Annotated in this window: 23 protein-coding genes; 11 read left to right on the forward strand and 12 right to left on the reverse strand. The window is 65.0% G+C overall.

Going from position 1 to position 21,675, the window contains the following annotated elements:
* Positions 1 to 68 precede the first annotated feature (68 nt).
* The 8 genes from G8O24_RS00490 to G8O24_RS00525 all read right to left on the reverse strand — a co-directional run bounded on the left by G8O24_RS00490 (position 69) and on the right by G8O24_RS00525 (position 6,947).
* Complete coding sequence (locus G8O24_RS00490) at positions 69 to 1,673, reverse strand: NTP transferase domain-containing protein (protein ID WP_188095438.1); 1,605 nt, start codon at positions 1,671 to 1,673, stop codon at positions 69 to 71.
* On the reverse strand, positions 1,670 to 2,371 hold the full coding sequence (locus tag G8O24_RS00495) for an XdhC family protein (protein ID WP_188095440.1): 702 nt from the start codon (positions 2,369 to 2,371) through the stop codon (positions 1,670 to 1,672). Before G8O24_RS00495 ends, G8O24_RS00490 begins: the two co-directional genes overlap by 4 nt.
* Positions 2,372 to 2,373: 2 nt before the next feature.
* Complete coding sequence (locus G8O24_RS00500) at positions 2,374 to 2,697, reverse strand: XdhC family protein (RefSeq protein WP_008564652.1); 324 nt, start codon at positions 2,695 to 2,697, stop codon at positions 2,374 to 2,376.
* Between the two features lie 10 nt (positions 2,698 to 2,707).
* The gene (locus tag G8O24_RS00505; protein WP_188095442.1) at positions 2,708 to 3,910 is read right to left on the reverse strand and encodes a vWA domain-containing protein; all 1,203 of its coding nucleotides are present in this window, start codon (positions 3,908 to 3,910) and stop codon (positions 2,708 to 2,710) included.
* Positions 3,911 to 4,069: 159 nt separating this feature from the next.
* Positions 4,070 to 4,978, reverse strand: a complete 909-nt coding sequence (locus tag G8O24_RS00510; protein WP_188095444.1) for an AAA family ATPase — start codon at positions 4,976 to 4,978, stop codon at positions 4,070 to 4,072.
* 60 nt (positions 4,979 to 5,038) lie between these two features.
* On the reverse strand, positions 5,039 to 5,845 hold the full coding sequence (locus G8O24_RS00515; RefSeq protein ID WP_188095446.1) for an FAD binding domain-containing protein: 807 nt from the start codon (positions 5,843 to 5,845) through the stop codon (positions 5,039 to 5,041).
* 30 nt (positions 5,846 to 5,875) lie between these two features.
* On the reverse strand, positions 5,876 to 6,361 hold the full coding sequence (locus G8O24_RS00520) for a (2Fe-2S)-binding protein (protein WP_057748873.1): 486 nt from the start codon (positions 6,359 to 6,361) through the stop codon (positions 5,876 to 5,878).
* A 139-nt stretch (positions 6,362 to 6,500) separates the two neighbouring features.
* The gene (locus G8O24_RS00525; protein ID WP_188095448.1) at positions 6,501 to 6,947 is read right to left on the reverse strand and encodes an SRPBCC family protein; all 447 of its coding nucleotides are present in this window, start codon (positions 6,945 to 6,947) and stop codon (positions 6,501 to 6,503) included.
* Positions 6,948 to 7,163: 216 nt separating this feature from the next.
* Between G8O24_RS00525 and G8O24_RS00530 the strand changes: the two genes are divergently transcribed.
* Genes G8O24_RS00530 through G8O24_RS00540 form a run of 3 tightly spaced genes read left to right on the forward strand, consistent with a single transcriptional unit; the run spans position 7,164 to position 9,740 of the window.
* Positions 7,164 to 8,519, forward strand: a complete 1,356-nt coding sequence (locus G8O24_RS00530) for a 3-carboxy-cis,cis-muconate cycloisomerase (RefSeq protein ID WP_188095449.1) — start codon at positions 7,164 to 7,166, stop codon at positions 8,517 to 8,519.
* Positions 8,520 to 8,539: 20 nt separating this feature from the next.
* Positions 8,540 to 9,322 carry a 3-oxoadipate enol-lactonase gene (gene pcaD / locus G8O24_RS00535; protein ID WP_188095451.1) on the forward strand — a complete coding sequence of 261 codons (783 nt, stop codon included), beginning with the start codon at positions 8,540 to 8,542 and terminating at the stop codon, positions 9,320 to 9,322.
* A 25-nt stretch (positions 9,323 to 9,347) separates the two neighbouring features.
* Entirely contained in the window at positions 9,348 to 9,740 is a 393-nt protein-coding gene (locus G8O24_RS00540) for a carboxymuconolactone decarboxylase family protein (protein ID WP_188095453.1), read from the forward strand.
* Here G8O24_RS00540 and G8O24_RS00545 read toward each other — a convergent pair.
* On the reverse strand, positions 9,702 to 10,241 hold the full coding sequence (locus G8O24_RS00545; RefSeq protein ID WP_188095455.1) for a hypothetical protein: 540 nt from the start codon (positions 10,239 to 10,241) through the stop codon (positions 9,702 to 9,704). The two genes, G8O24_RS00540 and G8O24_RS00545, sit on opposite strands and share 39 nt — an antisense overlap.
* A gap of 183 nt (positions 10,242 to 10,424) precedes the next feature.
* Positions 10,425 to 10,607: a hypothetical protein gene (locus G8O24_RS00550; RefSeq protein WP_188095457.1), complete on the reverse strand. Its 183-nt coding sequence runs from the start codon at positions 10,605 to 10,607 to the stop codon at positions 10,425 to 10,427.
* Between the two features lie 281 nt (positions 10,608 to 10,888).
* On the opposite strand from G8O24_RS00550, the gene G8O24_RS00555 reads away from it, so the two are divergent.
* From G8O24_RS00555 to G8O24_RS00575, 5 genes are all read left to right on the forward strand, one after another.
* Positions 10,889 to 11,806 (forward strand): ABC transporter permease subunit, encoded by a 918-nt coding sequence (locus G8O24_RS00555; RefSeq protein WP_188095459.1) that lies wholly within the window; start codon positions 10,889 to 10,891, stop codon positions 11,804 to 11,806.
* A gap of 61 nt (positions 11,807 to 11,867) precedes the next feature.
* Entirely contained in the window at positions 11,868 to 13,145 is a 1,278-nt protein-coding gene (gene livM, locus G8O24_RS00560) for a high-affinity branched-chain amino acid ABC transporter permease LivM (protein ID WP_376708123.1), read from the forward strand.
* Positions 13,142 to 13,975 (forward strand): ABC transporter ATP-binding protein, encoded by an 834-nt coding sequence (locus tag G8O24_RS00565; protein ID WP_188095464.1) that lies wholly within the window; start codon positions 13,142 to 13,144, stop codon positions 13,973 to 13,975. Before livM ends, G8O24_RS00565 begins: the two co-directional genes overlap by 4 nt.
* A complete protein-coding gene (locus G8O24_RS00570) occupies positions 13,972 to 14,712 on the forward strand; it encodes an ABC transporter ATP-binding protein (protein ID WP_188095466.1) in 741 nt (246 codons plus the stop codon). The genes G8O24_RS00565 and G8O24_RS00570 overlap by 4 nt, the downstream gene beginning before the upstream one ends.
* Before the next feature lie 161 nt (positions 14,713 to 14,873).
* Positions 14,874 to 15,992, forward strand: coding sequence for a branched-chain amino acid ABC transporter substrate-binding protein (locus G8O24_RS00575; RefSeq protein ID WP_188095468.1), 1,119 nt, complete (start codon positions 14,874 to 14,876; stop codon positions 15,990 to 15,992).
* A gap of 74 nt (positions 15,993 to 16,066) precedes the next feature.
* On the opposite strand, the gene G8O24_RS00580 is transcribed toward G8O24_RS00575, so the two are convergent.
* Positions 16,067 to 16,453 (reverse strand): response regulator, encoded by a 387-nt coding sequence (locus G8O24_RS00580; protein WP_188095470.1) that lies wholly within the window; start codon positions 16,451 to 16,453, stop codon positions 16,067 to 16,069.
* Between the two features lie 240 nt (positions 16,454 to 16,693).
* On the opposite strand from G8O24_RS00580, the gene G8O24_RS00585 reads away from it, so the two are divergent.
* The 3 genes from G8O24_RS00585 to G8O24_RS00595 are packed head-to-tail and all read left to right on the forward strand — an operon-like array spanning position 16,694 to position 20,813.
* Positions 16,694 to 19,498, forward strand: a complete 2,805-nt coding sequence (locus G8O24_RS00585; RefSeq protein ID WP_188095472.1) for a PAS domain S-box protein — start codon at positions 16,694 to 16,696, stop codon at positions 19,496 to 19,498.
* Between the two features lie 54 nt (positions 19,499 to 19,552).
* Positions 19,553 to 20,548: a P1 family peptidase gene (locus tag G8O24_RS00590; RefSeq protein WP_188095474.1), complete on the forward strand. Its 996-nt coding sequence runs from the start codon at positions 19,553 to 19,555 to the stop codon at positions 20,546 to 20,548.
* A gap of 52 nt (positions 20,549 to 20,600) precedes the next feature.
* Positions 20,601 to 20,813, forward strand: a complete 213-nt coding sequence (locus tag G8O24_RS00595) for a KTSC domain-containing protein (RefSeq protein WP_188095476.1) — start codon at positions 20,601 to 20,603, stop codon at positions 20,811 to 20,813.
* Positions 20,814 to 20,826: 13 nt separating this feature from the next.
* Here the strand turns inward: G8O24_RS00595 and G8O24_RS00600 are convergent, their stop codons facing one another.
* Complete coding sequence (locus G8O24_RS00600) at positions 20,827 to 21,627, reverse strand: EF-hand domain-containing protein (RefSeq protein WP_188095478.1); 801 nt, start codon at positions 21,625 to 21,627, stop codon at positions 20,827 to 20,829.
* Positions 21,628 to 21,675: the final 48 nt, after the last annotated feature.

The raw sequence follows: 21,675 nt of genomic DNA on the forward strand, positions 1-21,675 counted from the left end.
CCACCCATGGCCGCATCGAATATATCGTGGGCACTGCGCTCTGCGCCTTTGCCCGGCCTACGGCAGCGTCATCCGCCTCTAGCAGCTTCCAAGGCCTGCGGCGTATCGATATCCAGGAACGCGCTCTCGCCATCGACAGGCACTTCGGCCACCGCTTCCGCGTGCTTGGCAATCAAATGACGCGCGCCGACGTCGCCGTCGAGCGTCATCAATTCCCTGAAGAAGCGGCGCGACCACAGCACGGGATTGCCGCGGCGGCCTTCGCTGACCGGCACGACGATGAGATTGCCGCGGTCCGGCGCAAAGCTGTCGATGAGCCTGTCGATCAGGCCGGCATTGATCAGCGGCATGTCGCCAAGGCAAACCACGGCACCGTCGCAAGCCTCGGACACGGCGGCGATGCCTGCTTTGACCGAGCTCGCGATGCCACCTGCAAAATCAGGATTCTTGACGAAGCGCACCTTCAGGCCCTGCAGCGCCTGCTCGACCAGTTCGGTCTGGTGGCCGGTGACGACGATCACCTCGGATGCCCTCGACGCCAGCGCCTGCTCGGTCGCGATCCGCACCAGCTTCTTGCCGTCGAGCTCGGCGAGCAACTTGTTCGGACCGCCCATCCGGGTCGAGCGACCCGCGGCGAGCACGATGGCGCCGACCTGCCTGTTACCCTCGGTCTCGGGCTTTGCACGCGGCTGGGGACGCGTCACGATCTCCATCAAGAGGCCGCCGACGCCCATGCCCATCAGCTCGGAGCGCGTCACCTTGATGCCGGCAAGCAGCCGCATCAGCACCCAGTCAAAGCCGTTCTCGACCGGCGAGCGCGCGCAGCCCGGCGCGCCTAGCACCGGCACGCTGCCGGCGCGTGCGATCAGAAGCAAATTGCCGGGATCGACCGGCATGCCGAAATGCTCGATCTCGCCGCCGATCCCTATCACCGCCGCAGGAATGACGTCGCGGCGGTCGGCGATCGCGGACGCGCCGAACACGATCACGAGCTCCGCACCTACTCCGAGCAATTCCTTGATCGCGGCCGACAGCGCCTGCTCCTCATGCGGGACCCGCCGCTCGGCGATAATGCTGGCGCCAGCCGGCGCGAGCCGCTCGGCGGTGACGCGTAGCGTCTTGTCGATCACCTTGGACGACAGGCCCGGCAGCAGCGTGGAGACCACGCCGACACGCTTGATGACGTAGGGCGCGATTTTCAGCACATCGTGGCCGGCGGCCTTCACCGCGGCGTCGCGCAAGGAGCCTTCGACCCCGAACGGAATGATCTTGACGGTGCCGACCATCTCGCCTTCGACCACCGGCTTGAACGCCGAGAGCGTGGCAAAGGTGATGGCCTCGTCGACATTGTTGATGCGGTCGACCGCGGCCCGGTCGATTACCAGCACGCCCGGCTGCGCGGCAAACAGGTTGGCGCGGCCGGTAAAGGCGCGCTCGACATGAATGCCCGCACCGCCAATGGCGAGCGCAATGCTGGCCGCAGCGACGTCCTCGGAGACGTCGCCCGCCTCCATGCGCACGACGACGATGTCCTTGATGCCTGCTCGCTCCAATGCTTCGACCTCGGCTGGGCCGATGGTCGTGCCTTTCTTCAGCACCAGCGGGCCCTGGCGCAGGGTGTGCACGGTCACCCCGCCGATCGCATCCTTCGGGCTCGCCGGGCCGAACTTCATGCTGCTTCTTCTTTTTCCTTGGGTGGCAGACGGAGCACCGCCGTAATCTCGGCCATGATCGCCACCGCAATCTCGGACGGCGAGACCGCGCCGATCGCGAGCCCGATCGGCGCGTGGATGCGCGCGATGTCACTGTCCTTGGCGCCCTGCGCCCGCAAGCGGTCGCCGCGCTTGGCATGCGTCTTCCGCGAGCCGAGCGCGCCGATGTAGAAGCAGTTGCGTTCGAAGGCATGGAGCAGCGCGGGATCGTCGATCTTGGGATCGTGCGTCACCGCGACGAAAGCCGTATAGGCATCGACATTGAGCGGCGGCAGCGCGGTATCAGGCCATTCCGCGATCAGCGGAATGTCGGGGAAGCGCTCGGGGCTCGCAAAGGCCGTGCGCGGATCGATAACGGTGACGTCATAGCCGAGCGAGCGCGCCAGCGGCGCCAGCGCCTGGCTGATATGGACGGCGCCGACGATGACGAGCTTTGCAGTCGGCGCGTAAACGTTGAAAAACAGCTTCTTGCCGCCGGCCTCGACACTGGCGCTCTTGCCCATGCGAAGCTGTTTGTCCAATTCCGCGCGCAGCGGATCCTTGGCGAAATCAGCCGCCTTCACCAGGCGCTGCTCGCCACTCTCGGTGTCGGTCACCAAAATCACAGGCCGGCGCGCGGCGCGCTCGGCGTTGAGTTCGTGCAAAATTGCGAGCTTCACGGCTAGCCGACCTTCTCGACGAAGACGCGGATGGTGCCACCGCAGGACAGTCCGACATTCCAGGCGGTCTCGTCGGCGACGCCGAACTCGAGCATCTTCGGCTTGCCGCTCTCGATCACGTCCATGGCCTCGGTGACCACGGCGCCCTCGACGCAGCCGCCGGAGACGGACCCTAAGAACGTGCCCTCGTCATTGATGACGAGGCTCGAGCCTGCCGGCCGCGGGGCCGAGCCCCAGGTCTCGACGACAGTGGCCAGCGCGACGCCACGGCCGGCCTTCTGCCAGTCTTCCGCCGCCTTCAGAATATCCTCGTCGCGATCGAGCATGGTGGGCCTCTCAAGCTGCGGAACGGATCAGGCTGCGGTGATGCGGCGGCAGCGGCCGCGAGAGCGTCGTGATCAGCTCCTGGATCGAACTCAAATTATGTACCGGGCGGAATTCGTCAACGTGCGGGAGCATCATTTTGATGCCCTGGGCCTTGGCCTCGAAGCCGCCGAACCGCAGCAAGGGGTTGAGCCAGATCAGCCGCCGGCAGGAGCGGTGCAGCCGGTCCATCTCGAAGGCGAGCTTGGAATCGGCCTCCCGCTCCAGCCCGTCCGAGATCAGCAGCACGATGGCGCCCTGGCTGAGCACGCGCCGCGCCCACAATTTGTTGAAATTGTGCAGCGAGGCCGAGATTCGCGTGCCGCCGGCCCAGTCCTCGACCGCCGCCGAGCAGCTTGCCAGCGCCTCGTCGGGGTCGCGCTGGCGCAGCGCGCGGGTGACGTTGGTGAGGCGGGTGCCGAACAGGAACACCGAGACGCGCTTGCGCGCGTCACCGATGGCATGGAGGAAATGCAGGAACAGGCGAGTATACTCGCTCATCGAGCCGGAGATGTCGAGCAGCGCCACGATCGGCGCCGGCTTCTCGATCCGCCCGAGGCGATGGATGTCGATGATGTCGCCGCCGGTGCGCAAGGATGCCCGCAGCGTGCGGCGCATGTCGAGCCGCAGGCCGCGCGGATCGGGCAGGTAGCGGCGCGTCAGCAGCTCTGCCTGCGGCAGGCGCATCAACTCGATGGCGCGGAGCGCTTCGGCGATCTCCGCCGCACTCATCTGCGCAAAATCCTTCTTCTGCAGGATTTCCTTGTCGGAGACCGACAGGCGCAGATCCTGCTCCTGGTGCTGCGGCGTCTCGGTCATCCGCGGCTGCGACATCGCCTCCTGGACGCGGCGCGCGGCGGCCGGCGGCTTCTTCTTGGCGCTGTCAGGCAGCGGCACCGAATCCAGCATATGCTTCCACTCCTCCGAGGCGCGGAAGAACAGGTTGAAGGCCTGCTTGAAGATCAGCGCATGCTCGTGGCGCTTGACGAAGATCGCCTCCAGCGTGGTGAAGACGTCGGCGCGGTTGCCGATGTCGATCACCTGCAGCGCGCTCATCGCATCGATGACGGCACCGGGCCCGACCGGCATGCCGGTGGCGCGGAGCGCACGGGCAAAGCCGACGATGTTATCGGCGAACTGCTCGGTCTTTTCGGGCGCGAGGTGGTTGATGGCCATGCGTTCACACTTTCAGCCGTCATTCCGGGGCGCGCCGATTTGGGCGCGAGCTACGGTGCGCAATTGCGCACCTGAGAATCCATCCATCCACCAACACTGCGGCCCAATGGATTCCGGGTTGGCGCGACGCGCGCCCCGGAATGACGAGCCGACGCGAGATCAATTCTCGCTCGTCGCTTCCTTCAGCACCTTCTGCAGGGTGTCGCCCTGCATGCGGGTGATGTCGTCCTGGTATTTGAGCAGCGCGCCCAGCGTGTCGCCGACCACTTGCGGGGTCAGCGAGCGGGCATCGAGCTCGGACAGCGCGGTGGCCCAGTCGATGGTCTCGGCGACGCCAGGCGATTTGTAAAAGTCCTGGTTGCGCAACGCCTGCACGAAGCGGACGACCTGCTGCGACAGTTTGGCGGAGATGCCGGGGACGCGGGTCTTGACGATCGCGAGCTCGCGCTCCGCGGCGGGATAATCCACCCAATGATAGAGACAGCGCCGCTTCAGCGCGTCGTGGATCTCGCGGGTCCGGTTCGAGGTGATGATGACGATCGGCGGGTGCGGCGCCTTGACAGTGCCGAATTCGGGGATCGTGACCTGGAAGTCGCTGAGGATTTCGAGCAGGTAAGCTTCGAATGCCTCGTCGGCGCGGTCGAGCTCGTCGATCAAGAGCACCGGCGGGCCGGCGACATCAGGCTCCAGCGCCTGCAGCAGCGGCCGCTTGATCATGTAGCGGTCGGCGAAGATGTCGCTCGAGAGCTGCTCGCGATCGGTGTCGCCGGCGGCTTCCGCCATCCGGATTGCGATCATCTGCGCCGCGCTGTTCCACTCATAGACCGCCGAGGAGACGTCGAGACCTTCGTAGCACTGCAAACGAATCAGCTTTCGACCCAACGCCGCCGACAGCACTTTCGCGATCTCGGTCTTGCCGACGCCGGCCTCCCCTTCGAGAAACAGCGGCCGGCCCATGCGCAGCGAGAGATACGTCACCGTCGCCAGCGACCGCTCGGCGAGATAGCCGCGCGAGGTCAAGAGTTCGAGCATCGCATCGACCGATGCCGGCAAGGTCGCTGAGGTCATGAAAAGCCAGTCTCGTTTGCGCCCTCATCGGGACAAGTGGGGCCGAGAAGTGAGGTCACCTCACTCCTTGGCGTTGGCCGCGTCGAGCGCGCGCCGAGTCAGCACGCCGATGAGATGCGCGCGGTATTCGGCACTGCCATGGATGTCGCTGTTGAGCCCCTCGGCGGGCACCTCGATGCCATCGAGCACCTTCGACGAGAATCGCTTCTTCAGCGCCTCCTCGAACGCCTCGACGCGGAACACGCCGTTCGAGCCGGCACCGGTAACGGCGACGCGCACATCCGAGGGCCGCCGCGCCACGAAGACGCCGACCAGCGCATAGCGCGAGGCCTGGTTGCGGAACTTGATGTAGGCGGCTTTCTTCGGCAGCGGGAACATCACCTTCGTGATGATCTCGTCCGCCTCCAGCGCGGTCGAGAACAGGCCCTGGAAATATTCCTCGGCCTTGAGACGGCGCTTATTGGTGACGATGGTCGCGCCCAGCGCGAGCACCGCGGCCGGATAGTCGGCGGTCGGGTCGTTGTTGGCGAGCGAGCCGCCGATGGTGCCGCGATGGCGCACGGCGGGGTCGCCGATCTGACTGGCGAGATCGGCCAGCGCCGGGATCGCCTCGCCGACGATGGCCGACGTCGCGACCTCCGCATGCTTGGCGGTGGCGCCGATCGCCAGCGAACGCCCCTTCATCTCGATCGTGTTCAGCCCCTCGATGTGGGAGAGGTCGACCAGATGCGGCGGGCTCGCCAGCCGCTGCTTCATGACGGGAATCAGCGTGTGGCCGCCGGCGATCACCTTGGCGTCTTCGTTCTTCACCAGGAGATTGGCGGCCTGCCGGACGGTCCCGGGGCGGTGATATTTGAATTCGTACATGAGGGTGTCCTGATCGCGGAGGGCGCGCGGTTACGCGAGATCGGATTTGGCCATCGCCTTCGCGCCGGCGGCGATCGAGGCGACGATATTCTGGTAGCCGGTGCAGCGGCAGAGATTGCCTTCCAGTTCTTCCCGGATCGTATGGTCGTCGAGCTCGTGGCCCTTGCGATGCACGATGTCGATCGCGGTCATGATCATGCCGGGCGTGCAGAAGCCGCATTGCAGGCCATGGTGCTCGCGGAAGGCCTCCTGCATCGGATGCAGCGGCGCGCCGTCAGCGGCCAGCCCCTCGATCGTCTTGACCTCGTGGCCGTCGGCCATCACCGCAAGTGTGGTGCAGGATTTCACGGCCTTGCCGTCGAGATGCACGACGCAGGCGCCGCACTGCGAGGTATCGCAGCCGACATGGGTGCCGGTCAGACGCAGATTCTCGCGCAGGAACTGCACCAGGAGCGTACGCGGGTCGACATTACCAGTAACAGGATTGCCGTTCACGATGAGGGAGATTTTTGCCATAAGCACTCTCTATCAGCGCCCCGACGGGTCCCGTCGAAGCGGTTCTTTCTTATAATTATTCCAACCCATCATATGGGCCATTATGGCCGGGGGCAACATTGCCCCCAGCGCAAGGTGCCATGACGGAAAGCAAGGGCGATCAGCCCTGTACCGCCTTGGCGAAATTCGCGAAAAACTCGTCGGCCAGCTTCTTGGCGGTGCCGTTGATCAGGCGCTGCCCGAGCTGCGCCAACTTGCCGCCGATCTGCGCCTCGACGTCGTAGGAGAGCAGTGTACCGCCATCCTTCTCGGCAAGCTTGACCACTGCACCGCCCTTGGCAAAGCCGGCCACGCCACCCTCACCTTCGCCCGAGATCTTGTACCCGTTCGGCGGGTCGAGATCTGAGAGCGTCACCTTGCCCTTGAAGCGCGCCGACACCGGCCCGACCTTCATCTTCGCCGTGGCGCGAAAACCGCCGTCATCGGTCTTCTCCAGCTCCTCGCAGCCGGGGATGCAGGCCTTCAGCACCGCGGGGTCGTTGAGCTTTTCCCAGACCGCCTCGCGCGGGGCCGCGAGCTGGACTTCGCCGTTCATCGTCATGGCCATGGGGCGCCTCCCGGGTATCGGACTTGGATCGTATCGGACTTGGACCGCATCAGACTTGGATCGCATCAGAATAATATTGCTCAAGTAACGCACGAAGGCGGCAAAGGAAAGGGCGGCCTCCGGTCACGTGCAATGCATATTCGCATCTGCAAAAAGCCTTGTGCTGATGGTCAGGGATTGGCAGAGCCTGATCATGGTGATTAGGTCTCGCGCAACATGAGCACAACCCTCTCCCCCCTGCTTGCGCCGATGCTGTCGAGCGCAGCCATGCGCACCATCTGCGACGACCGGTCCACACTGCAGAACATGCTCGATTTCGAGGCAGCCCTGGCCCGGGCCGAGGCCGCCACTTGTGTGATTCCCGCATCCGCCGTCGGCCCGATCGAAGCCGCCTGCAAGGCCGATTGCTTCGACGTGACGACCTTGGCCGAGGCTGCGACCCGGTCGGGAAATCTCGCGATTCCCCTGATCAAGATGCTGACCGCCAATGTCGGCAAGGCCGACGTCGAGGCTGCACGCTACGTGCATTGGGGCGCGACCAGCCAGGACGTCATCGACACCGCGACCATGCTCGGCTTGCGCGCGGCCATCGATGCGCTGGACACCGACCTCAGCCGCGCCATCAAGGGCTTTGCCGCGCTCGCCCGCGCGCACCGCGACACCGCGATGGTGGCGCGGACCTGGCTCCAGCACGCGCTGCCGATGCCGTTCGGGCTCAAGGCCGCTGAATATGCCTCCAGCCTCGCCCGCGCCCGCTGCCGCCTGCGCCGGCTTCGCCGCGAGGGCCTCGCTCTGCAATTTGGTGGCGCCGCCGGCACGCTTGCAGCGCTCGGCGACGTCGGGCTCGCCGTCGCCGAACGGCTGGCACAGGAGCTGAACCTGCCACTGCCCGAGGCCCCCTGGCACACCCATCGCGACCGCATCGCGGAAGCCGCGTCAAGCCTCGCAATACTTGCCGGCAGCTGCGGCAAGATCGCGCGCGACGTCTCGCTGATGATGCAGACCGATGTCGGCGAAGCGTTCGAACCTGCCGGAGAGGGCCGCGGCGGCTCCTCGACCATGCCGCACAAGCGCAACCCGGTCGCGGCCGCAAGCGCCCTCGGCTGCGCCACCATGGCGCCGCAGCTTGCCGCGACGATCTTCGCAGCCCAGGTCCAGGACCACGAGCGCAGCGCCGGGCCCTGGCATGCGGAATGGCCGACATTGCCGCAATTGATGCTGGTCACCTCGGGCGCACTTGCCGCCATCGTCGACATTGCCGAAGGCCTCGACGTCGATGCCGCGCGCATGCGCAGCAACCTCAACGCGACGCACGGCCTGATCATGGCGGAAGCCGTGACCTTTGCCCTCGCCGACAGGATCGGCAAGAGCGAGGCACATCATCTCATCGAGGCCGCCAGCAAGCGCGCCGTGGCCGAGAAGAAGCATCTGCGCGAGGTGCTGTCGGCCGATTCGCAGGTGACGGCACATCTGGCGCCGGAGAAAATTGCGGCATTGTTCGAGCCGATGGCCTATCAAGGATCGTCACAGGCCTTGATCGATCGCCTGCTCGACAGCCTCGACCGCGAATAAAGCCAAACGGAGACGCCGCAATGCCCATGATCGATGCCGACGGCTGCCTGATCAACGTCTCCGTCGAGGGGCGCGATGGCGGGCCGACCCTGATGCTCTCCAATTCGCTCGGCTGCACGCTGCAGATGTGGGAGCCGCAGATGAAGGCGCTGACGCAGGTGTTCCGCGTCATCCGCTACGATCGCCGCGGCCACGGCAAGTCGAACGTTCCGCCCGGCCCCTACACGATGGAGCGCTTCGGCCGCGACGTGCTCGCAATTCTGGACGATCTTAACATCGAGAAGGTGCATTGGTGCGGCCTGTCGATGGGAGGCATGGTCGGGCAATGGCTGGGCGCCAATGCGCCCGAAAGATTCGGCAAGCTCATCCTCGCCAACACCTCCTGCTACTACGCCGAGCCGACCAGATGGCTGGAGCGCATCGAGGCGGTGAAGAAGGGCGGCATCGCGGCGGTCGCCGACGGCGTGATCGCGGGCTGGCTGACGCAGGATTTCCGCGATCGCGAGCCTGACATCACCGCCAGGATGAAGGCGATGCTGCTCGCGACCCCGGTCGAAGGCTATCTTGCCTGCTGCGAGGCGCTGTCGAGGCTCGACCAGCGCGCGCTGCTGCCCAAGATCAAGAGCCCGACGCTGGTGATTGCCGGCCGCCACGATCAGGCAACCCCGATCTCGGCGGCCGAGCTGATCCGCTCGAGCATTCCCGGTGCCAGCATGACCATCATCGACGCCGCCCACATTTCCAACGTCGAGCAGCCGCATGCGTTTACGGATGCGGTGGTTGGGTTCTTGACGCAGCGCTAGTCGCAGTGACGGAGAGGAGGATAGAATGGACGACCAGAAGCGGCGTGATGCCGGCATGACCGTACGCCGCAAGGTGCTGGGCAATGCCTGGGTCGACAAGTCGATCGCGAACCGCAACGCCTTCAACACCGACTTCCAGGACATGATCACCCGCTATGCCTGGGGCGAAATCTGGACGCGGCCGCATTTCGACGAACGCACGCGCCGCGTGCTCGTGATCGGCACCATGGTCGCGCTCGGGCAATGGGACGAATTCCGCCTGCATGTGCGCGCGGCGCTCGCCGAGGGCGGCTTCACGCCCGACGACATCAAGGAAATCCTGCTGCAGCAGGCGATCTATTGCGGCGTCCCGGCGGCGAACCACGCCGTCAAGGAAGCCTCAGCGATTGTGCAGGAGCTCGGCTTGCTCAAGACCTAGCGTCGCGGTGTTCGCGGCCTCGACGGCCTTGACGGCCTTGGGCGCTGCCGCCGGCCGCTCGATCACCAGCACGATTGCCGCACCGAGCAGCAGCAGCAGCTCGGTGGCGTGCAGCCGAAGCGCGGCCATCTCACCAACCTTCGAGGCCATCATCATGCTCGCGAACGAGATCAGGCTGCCGATCGCGAGCGCGATGCCGAGCGCCTCGTCACTCGCACCGGTCTTGCGGGTGCGCGGAATGGCCAGCAGCGCCAGATAAATGGCAAAGAACGCCACGACGGTCAGCCGCCCCAGCGCCAGCAGCCAGGCAGCGCGCACCGTGCTCATGCCGGACATCTGAAGCTGGTCGCTGAGAAACAGCGCCACCGCGACGCTGGGACGCTCGTAGAGACCGTGCACCGGCGCCACGAAAATGTTGAAGGCGACCAGCGTCCAGGCCGGAATGAAATAGGCCGCCAGCAACGCGCCGTTGACCGAGCCGATCCGCCAATTGCTGAACATGCCGCTACCCGCTTCGCCTACACGCCTTCGGACGGAAGGCTTTGCCGGCAGCTAACTCGCATCGGACTGTGGCAGCAATTTAAACCCATTGTTTACCTTAACTGTCCCCAACGGATCCCGGCGGCCAAAGAAAAAGCCCCGCCTTTCGGCGGGGCCTGCTTCCCTCACGCGTCGGTTTCCAGCCTAATTGTCCTGACCGCGCTGGCCACCCTGCTGCTGGCCGGGCTTGTCGCCCTGGCGCATCGGATCCTGCTGCTGCTGCCCGGGTTTCTGGCCGCCGCCTTGCTGCCCCGGCTGCTGGCCTGGACGCTGCTGGCCGGGGCTCTGACTCTGCTGGCCCGGATTCTGGTTCTGCTGCTTCGTCATTGGGGGAAACTCCCTTGTTGGACGTCAGGACACAAACAACAACTGGCGGCCGATTTGGTTGCCCGGAGGAACCCGGTTCCTCGCAGCTGCGGAACCGGAAGATCGGCCCATGACCGAAATGACCTCTGTACAAGCCTTTATGCCAAGCCATAGCCAGTTGCAGCCGCCAGTTTCCTCCTGTTACAAAATGGGAAGAACATTCGTGGGCTGCCGGGGCCCGAGAAGAAACTTAAGCACCCTCTCGAAGAGCTCCCTCGCGTCAGGTTTGGTAACGGCAGCCTATGGATTATTTTGCCCAGCAGCTCATCAACGGCCTCGTGCTTGGCTCCATCTACGGCCTGATCGCGATCGGCTACACGATGGTCTACGGCATCGTCGGCATGATCAATTTCGCCCATGGCGACATCTTCATGATCGGCGGCTTCATCGCCCTGATCACCTTCCTGATCCTGGTCTCTCTCGGCCTGACCGCGATCCCCGTGATTCTGCTCGTGGTGCTGCTGGTCTCGATGGCGATCACCGCGCTCTACGGCTGGACCATCGAGCGCATCGCCTACCGGCCGCTGCGCCATTCCTTCCGCCTCGCCCCGATGCTGTCGGCGATCGGCATGTCCTTCGTGCTGACCAATTATTCGCAAGTTGCGCAAGGCGCCCGCGTCAAGCCGATCCCGCCCTTCATCACCGGCGGCTACACGCTGCATGAGAGCGCGGACGGCTTCGTCATCCAGCTCTCCAACATCCAGATCATGGTGGTCCTCACCACCATCGTCCTGCTCGGAATCTTCACCTGGCTGGTGTCGCGCACCCGGCTCGGGCGCGACATGCGCGCCTGCGAGCAGGACCAGACCATGGCGGCCTTGCTCGGTGTCGACGTCGACCGCACCATCTCCATGACCTTCGTGATCGGCGCCGCGCTCGCCGCGGTCGCGGGGCTGATGTACCTGCTCTATTACGGCCTGGTCGATTTCTTCATGGGCTTCGTCGCCGGCATCAAGGCCTTCACCGCGGCCGTGCTGGGCGGTATCGGCTCACTGCCTGGCGCCATGCTCGGCGGCCTTGCGATCGGCCTGATCGAGACGTTCTGGTCGGCCTATTTTTCGGTCGAGTACAAGGACGTCGCCGCGTTCTCGATCCTGATCGTCGTACTGATCTTCATGCCGACCGGCCTGCTCGGCCGTCCCGAAGTCGAAAAAGTCTGACGGACCGCCCCGCGTGACAGCCACCCCGCACGAGACCACCTCCGCAAGTCGCACCGCCGGCATTCCCTTTCTCCTGAAGACCGCCTGCATCAACGCCCTGATCGCGCTGGTGCTGTTCTCGCTGATGGTCGGCATCCGAACCGAGGCGGGCTCCGACGGCCAGCTCACCTACTGGACGCGCTTCGGCGACCTCGCTTCGCTCGTCGCCGCAGTATTCGGCGGCTCGATCGTGATCGAGCTGCTGCGGCAATGGATCGGCCCGACCGGCGCCGAGAAGCTGGTGCCGCCTGCCGTGCAGAGGGGCGCGTCATTCGTCGGCCGCTATCTTGCACCAGCGCTCCTGATCTTCACGCTGCTGGTGCCCGTGATCTTCTATAACCAGCGCTACATCCTCGACCTCGCGATCCTCGTGCTCACCTATGTGATGCTGGGCTGGGGCCTCAACGTGGTGGTTGGCCTGGCGGGCCTGCTCGATCTCGGCTACGTCGCCTTCTACGCGGTCGGCGCCTATTCCTACGGCTTGCTCGCCACCAATTTCGGCTGGTCGTTCTGGATCTGCCTGCCTCTGGCCGGCATCCTTGCCGCCTTCTGGGGCGTGCTGCTCGGATTTCCCGTGCTACGCCTGCGCGGCGACTATCTTGCGATCGTCACGCTCGCCTTCGGCGAGATCATCCGCCTCGTCATCATCAACTGGCAGGATCTGACCGGCGGCCCCAACGGCGTGTCCGGCATTCCGCGGCCCTCCTTTTTCGGCATCCCGCTCGACAACAGCGACGACGGGCTCGCAGCAAAACTCGGCATCGAATACTCGCCGACCCATCGCATCGTGTTCCTGTTCTACCTGATCCTGGCGCTGGCGCTGCTCACCAACTGGGTGACGATCCGCCTCCGCCGCCTGCCGATCGGCCGCGCCTGGGAAGCCTTGCGCGAGGACGAAGTCGCCTGTCGCGCGCTCGGCATCAACACCACGACCACCAAGCTCACGGCATTCGCGACCGGAGCCATGTTCGGTGGCTTCGCCGGTGCGTTCTTCGCGACACGCCAGGGCTTCATCAGTCCGGAATCCTTCACTTTCCAGGAATCGGCCCTGGTGCTGGCGATCGTCGTGCTCGGCGGCATGGGCTCGCAGCTCGGCGTGGCGCTCGCGGCCCTCGCCATGATCGGCGGCTTCGAGCTGTTTCGGAGCCTCGAGACCTACCGCATGCTGGTGTTCGGCATGGCGATGGTGCTGATCATGATCTGGCGGCCGCGCGGCATCATCGGCCATCGTGCGCCGACCGTCTATCTGACCAAGGCGCAGGCCATCTCCTCCGACCTCGTCAAGGAGGGCCACGGATGAGCGGCCAGACAATTCTCAGCGTCGACCGGCTCACCATGCGCTTCGGCGGCATCGTCGCCGTGCAGGACCTGTCGTTTGCGGCCGAGCGAAAGAAGATCACCGCGCTGATCGGGCCGAATGGAGCCGGCAAGACCACCGTCTTCAACTGCATCACAGGCTTCTACAAGCCGAGCGGCGGCGCCATCCGCCTCACCCCCGACGACGGCCGGCAGATCGCGCTGGAGCGGCTCAACGACTTTCGCATCGCCAAGCAGGCCAAGGTCGCCCGCACCTTTCAGAACATCCGCCTGTTTCCCGGCATGACGGCGCTGGAGAACCTGATGGTGGCGCAGCACAACGCCTTGATGCGCGCATCGGGCTTCACGATTCTCGGCCTGATCGGCGTCCCCACCTATCGCGACGCCGAGAAGCAGGCGATCGCGCTCGCCACCGACTGGCTCAAGCGGATCAATCTGCTCGACCGCGCCGACGACGCTGCCGGCAATCTCGCCTATGGCGACCAGCGCCGGCTCGAGATCGCCCGCGCAATGTGCACCGGGCCCGCGCTGCTGTGCCTGGACGAGCCTGCCGCCGGTCTCAATGCGCGCGAAAGCGCTGCGCTCAGCGAGCTCCTGCTCTCGATCCGCGACGAGCTCGGCACCTCGATCCTGCTGATCGAGCACGACATGTCGGTGGTGATGGAGATCTCCGACCACATCGTGGTGATGGACCATGGCGTGAAGATCGCGCAAGGCACGCCGCAACACGTGCGCGATGATCCAAAGGTGATCGCCGCCTATCTCGGCACCGACGAGGAAGAGGCTGCGGCCGTGATGGAGAGCGGATCGTGACATCTGCTACTCCCCTGCTCGCGATCCGGTCCTTGCGCGCCGCCTATGGCAAGATCGAGGCGCTGAAGGGCGTCGACGTCGAGATCAATCCCGGCGAGATCGTCGCCCTGATCGGCGCCAACGGCGCCGGCAAGTCGACGTTGATGATGACGATCTTCGGCAAGCCGCGCGCCCGCTCGGGCCAGATCCTGTATGAAGGCCGCGACATCACCGGCGTGCCCACCCACCAGATCGCGCATTTGCGCATCGCGCAGTCGCCAGAAGGCCGCCGCATCTTCCCGCGCATGAGCGTGGCGGAAAACCTCCAGATGGGCGCGGATGCCACCGCGTGCACGGATGCGGAGCGCGAGGCGACGTTGGAGCGCGTGTTCACGCTGTTTCCGCGGCTGAAGGAGCGCTACGCCCAGCGCGGCGGCACGCTGTCCGGAGGCGAGCAGCAGATGCTGGCGATCGGCCGAGCCCTGATGAGCCGCCCGCGGCTGCTGCTACTCGACGAACCCTCGCTTGGGCTCGCCCCGCTGATCGCCCGGCAGATCTTCGATGCGATCCGCACCCTGAACCGGCAGGACGGTCTGACCGTCCTGATCGTCGAGCAGAACGCCAACCACGCGCTCAAGCTCGCCCACCGCGGCTACGTCATGGTCAATGGTCTGATCACGCTGGCCGGAACCGGGGCGGAGTTGTTGCAGCGCCCGGAGATTCGCGCCGCCTATCTCGAAGGCGGCCGGCACGGCTGAGGCGGCCCGGATACCGGCCGCGTGCGTCCGAATGCGGCGAGATATCTGAGCGAATGCCCGTATTTTGCCGGTGACTTCTCGCCAGATTCATTCAAGAATGGCGCCGGTTTGAACCGGGCGAGCCCGGCAACTTCCACAGGCGATCACCCGCGAGGTATCTCATGAAATCACTGAAGCTCATCGGTCTGGCATTCGGCGCGTCGATCGCGCTGTCGAGCGCGGCATTCGCGCAGGATGTCACCATCGCAGTCGCAGGCCCGATGACCGGCGGCGAGTCCGCCTTCGGCCGTCAGATGAAGAACGGCGCCGAGATGGCGGTCACCGACATCAACGCCGCCGGCGGCGTCAACGGCAAGAAGCTCGCGCTCGACGTCGAGGACGATGCCTGCGATCCGAAGCAGGCCCGCTCGGTCGCCGAGAAGATCGCGAGCGCGAAGATCCCGTTCGTGGCGGGGCACTATTGCTCGTCATCCTCGATTCCCGCGTCCGAAGCCTATGCCGACGGCAACGTGCTCGAGATCACGCCGGCCTCGACCAACCCGCTCTTCACCGAGCGCAAGCTCTGGAACGTGGCACGCGTCTGCGGCCGTGACGATCAGCAGGGCCTGATCGCGGCGCAGTACATCGCCAAGAACTTCAAGGGCAAGAACATCGCGGTTCTCGACGACAAGACCACCTACGGCAAAGGTCTCGCCGACGAGACCAAGAAGGCTCTGGTCAAGGCCGGCATCACCGTGAAGCTCTCCGAGTCCTACAACAAGGGTGACAAGGACTTCAACGCGATCGTCTCGCGCTTGAAGCGCGACAACATCGATCTCGTCTATGTCGGCGGTTATCACCAGGAAAGCGGCTTGATCCTGCGCCAGATGCGCGACCAGGGCCTCAAGACGATCCTGATGGCCGGCGACGCGCTCGCCGACAAGGAATACGCATCCATCACCGGCCCCGCCGGCGAAGGCACGCTGTTCACCTTCGGTCCCGATCCGCGCGAGAAGCCGACCGCGAAGAAGATCGTCGAAGCCTTCAAGGCCAAGAACATCGATCCCGAAGGCTACACGCTCTACACCTACGCGGCGATGCAGGTCTGGTCGCAGGCCGCCAAGAAGGCCGGCACCACCGACGCCAAGAAGGTCATGGAAGCGATGAAGGCGGGCAAGTGGGATACCGTGATCGGCCCGATCGAGTACGACGCCAAGGGTGACATCAAGCAGCTCGACTACGTCGTCTACAAGTGGGACGCCAAGGGCGGCTACGCCGAGATCAAGGGCAACGGCACCTGAGACAGCGTGCCTGACCTTTTCGCCAAATCATCGTCAACGCCCCGGCTCGCCGGGGCGTTTTCCTTTCAGAACGGTCAGACGGCTGCGGAGACTTCGCCGCCGGTCGCGCTCTGCGCCTTGCGGAGCGCTTGCAGCAGGTCGTTCGGCCGAAACGGCTTTTGCAGGCAGATGACGCCGTCCAGGCCGGCCGCCTCGCCGAGGAAATCCAGCGCCGTCATCCCTGAGACGGCCACGATCGGAAATCCGGGAGCTCGCTCGCGAATAGCGGCCATGATCTCGATACCGCTGGTGTCGGTCAGGAAAATGTCGACAATCGCCGCGTCGAAGACGCCCTCGCCGAAGGCTTTCAGGCCGGCCGCGCCCGTATCCGCTTCAACCACGTCATAGCGATTGACCCGGAGGATGATCGAAACCATGGCGCGCACGTCCTTCTGGTCGTCAACAATGAGGACACGAGGCATGGGAACAACTCCCGGATTTGTATCATTGATTGGTTCAATTCAACGACGAGGTGTGCCGCGGCAGTATGGGGCCGTCCAGTAAAGCCAATCTTACCGATTCCCTATTCCGATTCCCCGTTCAGCTTAAGTAAGCTGTAACCCTCGGTTGAGTCGCCGGAGCATCCCCGCAGGACACGCGCCCGGAGCGGGCTACCATGGAAGTCAAGGCAGCCGGCCAAACGAAGTCACGTGGACTGCCCCATGCCGACCCAGCGAGAGGTCAACGTGCACGCAGAGAACGACCGAAGCACATTCCTTTCGACGTTACCGGCCAAGCAGAGCGACCGCACTGCAGCATTGGCGATTGTCGGAATCTCCGCAATCCTGTTCGCTCTGGCCGTCCCCTTCGCGGGAACCCCGCTGCCCCAGGTGCCGGCCTTTGTGGCCAGCTACCAATCGGCGCTCGCCGTCAGCGACATCATCACCGCGGTTCTGCTGCTGTCGCAATTCTCCGTCCTGCGCAGCCGGGCGCTGTTGCTGCTGTCGACCGGATATTTGTTCACGGCGGCGGCAGCGTTGACCCACGCCCTCACCTTCCCGGGACTGTTTGCTCCAACCGGGCTGCTCGGCGCCGGCTCACAGACCACCGTCTGGCTCTACATGATCTGGCACGGCGGGTTCCCGTTGTTCGTGCTGGCCTACGGATGGCTGAAGGACGGTAACGGCGGCAACAAGATCGCGGCGCCGACCGGACGCTCGATCATGTTCGTCGTCCTCGGCGTAATCGCCGCAATGATCATCATTGCCTGGATCGTCACCGCGCAGCACGATCTGCTGCCGGTTCTGCTGAGGGACCGTCGCTACACCGCCACCATGATCGGCGTGGTGTCGTTCGTCTGGTCTCTGAGTTTCGCGGCCTTGGTCACGCTGTGGCTCCGCAAGCCGCACACGGTGATCGACATCTGGTTGATGGTCACGATGTGCGCCTGGCTGTTCGACATCGCTCTGTCGGCCATCGTCAATGTCGCCCGCTATGATCTCGGCTTCTACGTCGGCCGGCTCTATGGCCTATGCGCCGCGAGCTTCGTGCTCGCCGTACTCCTGATCGAGAACGTCCGCCTCCAGGCGAGCACGATGGGCCTGGTCGGCCGCTTACGCGAACAATCGGCGTCCGACCGCGACTATTACGGCAAGCGTCTTGCGCTCTACGGCGCGGTGGTCGAGTCCTCCAACGATGCCATCATCACCGAGTCGCTCGACGGCGTCATCACGGGCTGGAACAAGGCTGCTGAGCGCCTGTTCGGCTATTCGGCCGCTGAAGCCATCGGCCAGTCGATCTATCTCGTGGTCCCGGAGGACCGGAAGGCCGAAGCCAGGGGTCTTCTCAACCGTATCAGCGGCAACGAGTCGATCGCCCAGCACGAAACCGTCCGCATCCGCAAGGACGGCCGTGCAATCGACGTCGTCCTGAACGTCTCGCCGCTGCGATCGGACAACGGCCAGATCATCGGCGCATCCAAGATCGCCCATGACATCACCGACGAAAAGCAGGCGCGGGAGAAGCTGCGCCGCGAGATCGAGGAGCGCCAGCGCATCTTCGAGACCTCGCAGGACCTGATCCTGGTCACCGACGGTTACGGCAATTTCATCCAGGTCAGTCCGAGCGTCAAGGACATCCTCGGCTTCAACCCGGAGGACATGGTCGGGCACAGCGCGACCGAGTTCATCCATCCTGACGACCTCGAGAAGACCCGAGGCGAGATGCGCGCGGCACGGCGCGGCGCAATCAAGCGCAGCTTCGAGGCGCGCTACTATCACTATGACGGCCACGAGGTCTCGCTGAACTGGATGGGCACATGGTCGGAGCCGGTGAAGCGGCATTTCTTCATCGGCCGCGATCTCACCGACAAGCAGGCCGCGGAGGCCCAGCTGCGGCAGGTCCAGAAGATGGATTCCATCGGCCAGCTGACCGGCGGCGTCGCCCACGATTTCAACAACGTGCTCACCGTCATCACCGGCACGATCGGCATCCTGGCGGACGCGGTCGCCGACCGGCCCGAGCTTGCCGCCATCACCAAGCTGATCGACGACGCCGCCGAACGCGGCGCGCAGCTGACCAAGCATCTGCTCGCCTTTGCCCGCAAGCAGCCGCTTCAGCCGCGCGAGATCGACGTCAATGCGCTGACGCTCGAGGCCGCCAAACTGCTGCACCCGACGCTCGGCGAGCAGATCACCATCATGCCGCAGCTCACCGAGGATGCCTGGCCTGCTCTGGTCGATCCGGGCCAGCTCTCCACCGCGATCCTCAATCTCGCCCTGAACGCGCGCGACGCCATGCCCGACGGCGGCACGCTCGTGCTGGAGACCCGCAACATCTTCCTCGACGACGGCTATGCCAGCATGAATCCCGATGTCGTCGCCGGCAATTACGTGATGATCGCGGTCAGCGACACCGGCTCGGGCATTCCGGCAGCCCTGCTGGAGCGGGTGTTCGACCCCTTCTTCACCACCAAGGAGGTCGGCAAGGGCACGGGCCTCGGCCTCAGCATGGTGTTCGGCTTCGTCAAGCAGTCCGGCGGCCACATCAAGATCTACAGCGAGGAAGGCCACGGCACGAGCGTGAAGATCTACCTGCCGCGATCCACCGGCGTGCAGGAAACCGAATACGAGGCGCTCCAGAACGCCCCCCTCGCCGGCGGCAACGAGAAGATCCTGATCGTCGAGGACGACGCGCTGGTGCGGCAGTATGTGGTGACCCAGGTCAAGAGCCTCGGCTATGCCGCGCTCGAAGCCGCCAATGCGGCCGAAGCCCTCGTCATCATCGATGCCGACAAGGACATCGACCTGCTCTTCACCGACATCATCATGCCGGGCAACATGAATGGCCGCCAGCTCGCCGACGAGGCGGCGCGGCGGCGACCGGATCTGAAGACGCTGTTCACCTCCGGCTACACGGAAAACGCCATCGTCCATCATGGCCGGCTCGATTCCGGCGTGCTGTTGCTGGCCAAGCCCTACCGCAAGTCGGAGCTAGCCAAGATGCTGAGGACGGCGCTGGCGAGTTGAGCCGGCCGCTTACGTGCGCTATCGCTGAGCCAAGCAGCGTACGGAGTATCGCCCTTGAAAAACCTCCTCACCGATATTGCCGGCGTCCGCGTCGGTCATGCCCACGATGCGAAGCTTGCCTCGGGCGCGACCGCGATCGTGTTCGACCAGCCGGCGGTGGCCGCGATCGACGTCCGCGGCGGCGGCCCCGGCACGCGCGAGGACGCGTTGCTCGATCCCGCGAGCACCGTCGAGCGGGTCGACGCAATCGCGCTGTCCGGCGGCTCCGCCTTCGGCATCGAGACCGGCGGCGGCCTCCAGGCCTGGCTCGCCGAGCAGGGCCGCGGTTTCCGTGTGCGCGAGGCGCTGATCCCGATCGTGCCGGGCGCAATCCTGTTCGATCTGCTCAACGGCGGCGACAAGGCATGGGGCCGCTTCGCGCCCTATCGCGATCTCGGCTATGCCGCAGCTGCTGCCGCCGGGACGGAGTTTGCGCTCGGCAGCGTCGGCGCTGGCTTTGGTGCCACCACGGCGACGTTCAAGGGCGGGCTCGGCTCGGCGTCATCAGTCACCGGCAATGGCATCAGCGTCGCGGCGATCATCGCGGTCAACGCGGTCGGCAGCGCCACCGTCGGCGATGGACCGTGGTTCTGGGCGGCACCGTTCGAGGTCAATAGCGAGTTCGGCGGCCGCGGACTGCCGGACAAATTCACGGACGACATGCTCAAGATGCGCGTCAAGGGCGGCCCCGCCGCAACCGAGCGCGAAAACACCACGATCGGCGTCGTCGTCACCGATGCAGTGCTGACCAAGCCTCAGGCCAAACGGCTGGCGATGATCGCGCACACTGGCTTTGCACGGGCGATCTATCCCGTCCATGCGCCGACCGATGGTGACGTACTGTTTGCCGCCGCGACAGGTGCGAAGCCGATCGATCCTGTGGTCGGCATGACCGAGCTCGGCATGGTCGCCGCCAACGTCGTCGCCCGCGCCATCGCCCGCGGCGTCTACAGCGCCACCGCGCTGCCGTTTCCCGGCGCGCAGCCCGCATGGAAGGATCGGTTCGGCTAGAAACGAAACGGCGGATCAGACGTTAGTCTGACAGGCAAAGGTGCACCGTCATATGCCTTCTTCCGTGATCCGCTTTTTTCGCTATGCCCCCGGCAGTCGCGAGCTGAAGGTCAGCTTCGTCAGCGGCCGTCTCTACGTCTACGAGCATGTTCCGCCCGAAGTCGCCACCGCATTCAGGAATGCACAGTCGAAAGGGGCATTCTTCAACCGCGAAATCCGTGACCATTATGCCTATCGTGACATCACGCACGAACATGCCGGCTAGCCGCGGAGGCGGCCTACACGCTCATCGACATCGATGAGGCTGCGGAGGCCGCGGCGGTCTGCGCCTGGCGCTGCATCATCTGGCCGAACCAGTCATAGGGCGAATTGCCGCCGCCGCTCGCATTTGACGAACTGGCGGCGCCCGGCACGGTCGTCGACATCTTGAAGCCGTCGGCATAGGCGACGGTGGTGGTGGTCGAGCCGTCTGCATTGGTCGTCGTGGTCGATGTCGATCCGCCGCTCGACGAGGACGAGGAATCCGCGCCGCCGCCGGAGGTATCGCCCGAGCCGCTCGCACCTTGGGCATGGCGGCCGTGATGACCGCTCTTCAGCGCCTTCGACATCTCGTCCAGGCTGACGCTGCCGTCGGAATTCGAATCCAGCTTCGAGAACACATCGTCGGCCTGCGCCAGATTGGTGCCGCCGGCACCGAGTGCGTTCTCGAATTCGGACTTGGTGATCTTGCCGTCGCCGTCCGCATCGATCTGCGAGAACAAATCCTTCAGCGCAGCGTCCCGGCCCGTCGATGTCGAACTCGAGGAGGTCGAAGTCGTCGCGGCGCCGGCGCTGTCCGATGACTGACTCTGCGCCGCGATCAGCGCGCTCATCGTCTCCGGCGAGATCTGCGCGCGATTGCCCGCATTGACCGACGAGGCCGCGCCGCCGGACGTGCTGTTGCTGCTGCTGTCGATCGCGAACGGATTGGTCGCACCCTGCGACGATGCCGTCTTCTGGGTCGACGAGGCCGATTTCGAATTCGTCAGCGACTGGATCGCGTCGAGCGCGCTCGAGACGGCGCCAAGGGCAAACAACATTGCACAACTCCAACCAGTGCGGCACGCCGCGGCCGATGTTCCGGAGGA

The sequence above is a fragment of the Bradyrhizobium campsiandrae genome (assembly GCF_014529705.1).
GTDB lineage: Bacteria > Pseudomonadota > Alphaproteobacteria > Rhizobiales > Xanthobacteraceae > Bradyrhizobium > Bradyrhizobium campsiandrae.

Coding starts and splice junctions, on each gene's coding strand:
- G8O24_RS00555 (WP_188095459.1), top strand. CDS start 10,889: ATGGATTATTTTGCCCAGCAGCTCATCAACGGCCTCGTGCTTGGCTCC.
- G8O24_RS00585 (WP_188095472.1), top strand. CDS start 16,694: ATGCCGACCCAGCGAGAGGTCAACGTGCACGCAGAGAACGACCGAAGC.
- G8O24_RS00515 (WP_188095446.1), bottom strand. CDS start 5,845: ATGTACGAATTCAAATATCACCGCCCCGGGACCGTCCGGCAGGCCGCC.
- G8O24_RS00545 (WP_188095455.1), bottom strand. CDS start 10,241: ATGTTCAGCAATTGGCGGATCGGCTCGGTCAACGGCGCGTTGCTGGCG.
- G8O24_RS00500 (WP_008564652.1), bottom strand. CDS start 2,697: ATGCTCGATCGCGACGAGGATATTCTGAAGGCGGCGGAAGACTGGCAG.
- G8O24_RS00520 (WP_057748873.1), bottom strand. CDS start 6,361: ATGGCAAAAATCTCCCTCATCGTGAACGGCAATCCTGTTACTGGTAAT.
- G8O24_RS00575 (WP_188095468.1), top strand. CDS start 14,874: ATGAAATCACTGAAGCTCATCGGTCTGGCATTCGGCGCGTCGATCGCG.
- G8O24_RS00550 (WP_188095457.1), bottom strand. CDS start 10,607: ATGACGAAGCAGCAGAACCAGAATCCGGGCCAGCAGAGTCAGAGCCCC.
- G8O24_RS00510 (WP_188095444.1), bottom strand. CDS start 4,978: ATGACCTCAGCGACCTTGCCGGCATCGGTCGATGCGATGCTCGAACTC.
- G8O24_RS00540 (WP_188095453.1), top strand. CDS start 9,348: ATGGACGACCAGAAGCGGCGTGATGCCGGCATGACCGTACGCCGCAAG.
- G8O24_RS00580 (WP_188095470.1), bottom strand. CDS start 16,453: ATGCCTCGTGTCCTCATTGTTGACGACCAGAAGGACGTGCGCGCCATG.
- G8O24_RS00595 (WP_188095476.1), top strand. CDS start 20,601: ATGCCTTCTTCCGTGATCCGCTTTTTTCGCTATGCCCCCGGCAGTCGC.
- G8O24_RS00505 (WP_188095442.1), bottom strand. CDS start 3,910: ATGGCCATCAACCACCTCGCGCCCGAAAAGACCGAGCAGTTCGCCGAT.
- pcaD (WP_188095451.1), top strand. CDS start 8,540: ATGCCCATGATCGATGCCGACGGCTGCCTGATCAACGTCTCCGTCGAG.
- G8O24_RS00530 (WP_188095449.1), top strand. CDS start 7,164: ATGAGCACAACCCTCTCCCCCCTGCTTGCGCCGATGCTGTCGAGCGCA.
- G8O24_RS00525 (WP_188095448.1), bottom strand. CDS start 6,947: ATGGCCATGACGATGAACGGCGAAGTCCAGCTCGCGGCCCCGCGCGAG.
- G8O24_RS00490 (WP_188095438.1), bottom strand. CDS start 1,673: ATGAAGTTCGGCCCGGCGAGCCCGAAGGATGCGATCGGCGGGGTGACC.
- G8O24_RS00565 (WP_188095464.1), top strand. CDS start 13,142: ATGAGCGGCCAGACAATTCTCAGCGTCGACCGGCTCACCATGCGCTTC.
- G8O24_RS00600 (WP_188095478.1), bottom strand. CDS start 21,627: ATGTTGTTTGCCCTTGGCGCCGTCTCGAGCGCGCTCGACGCGATCCAG.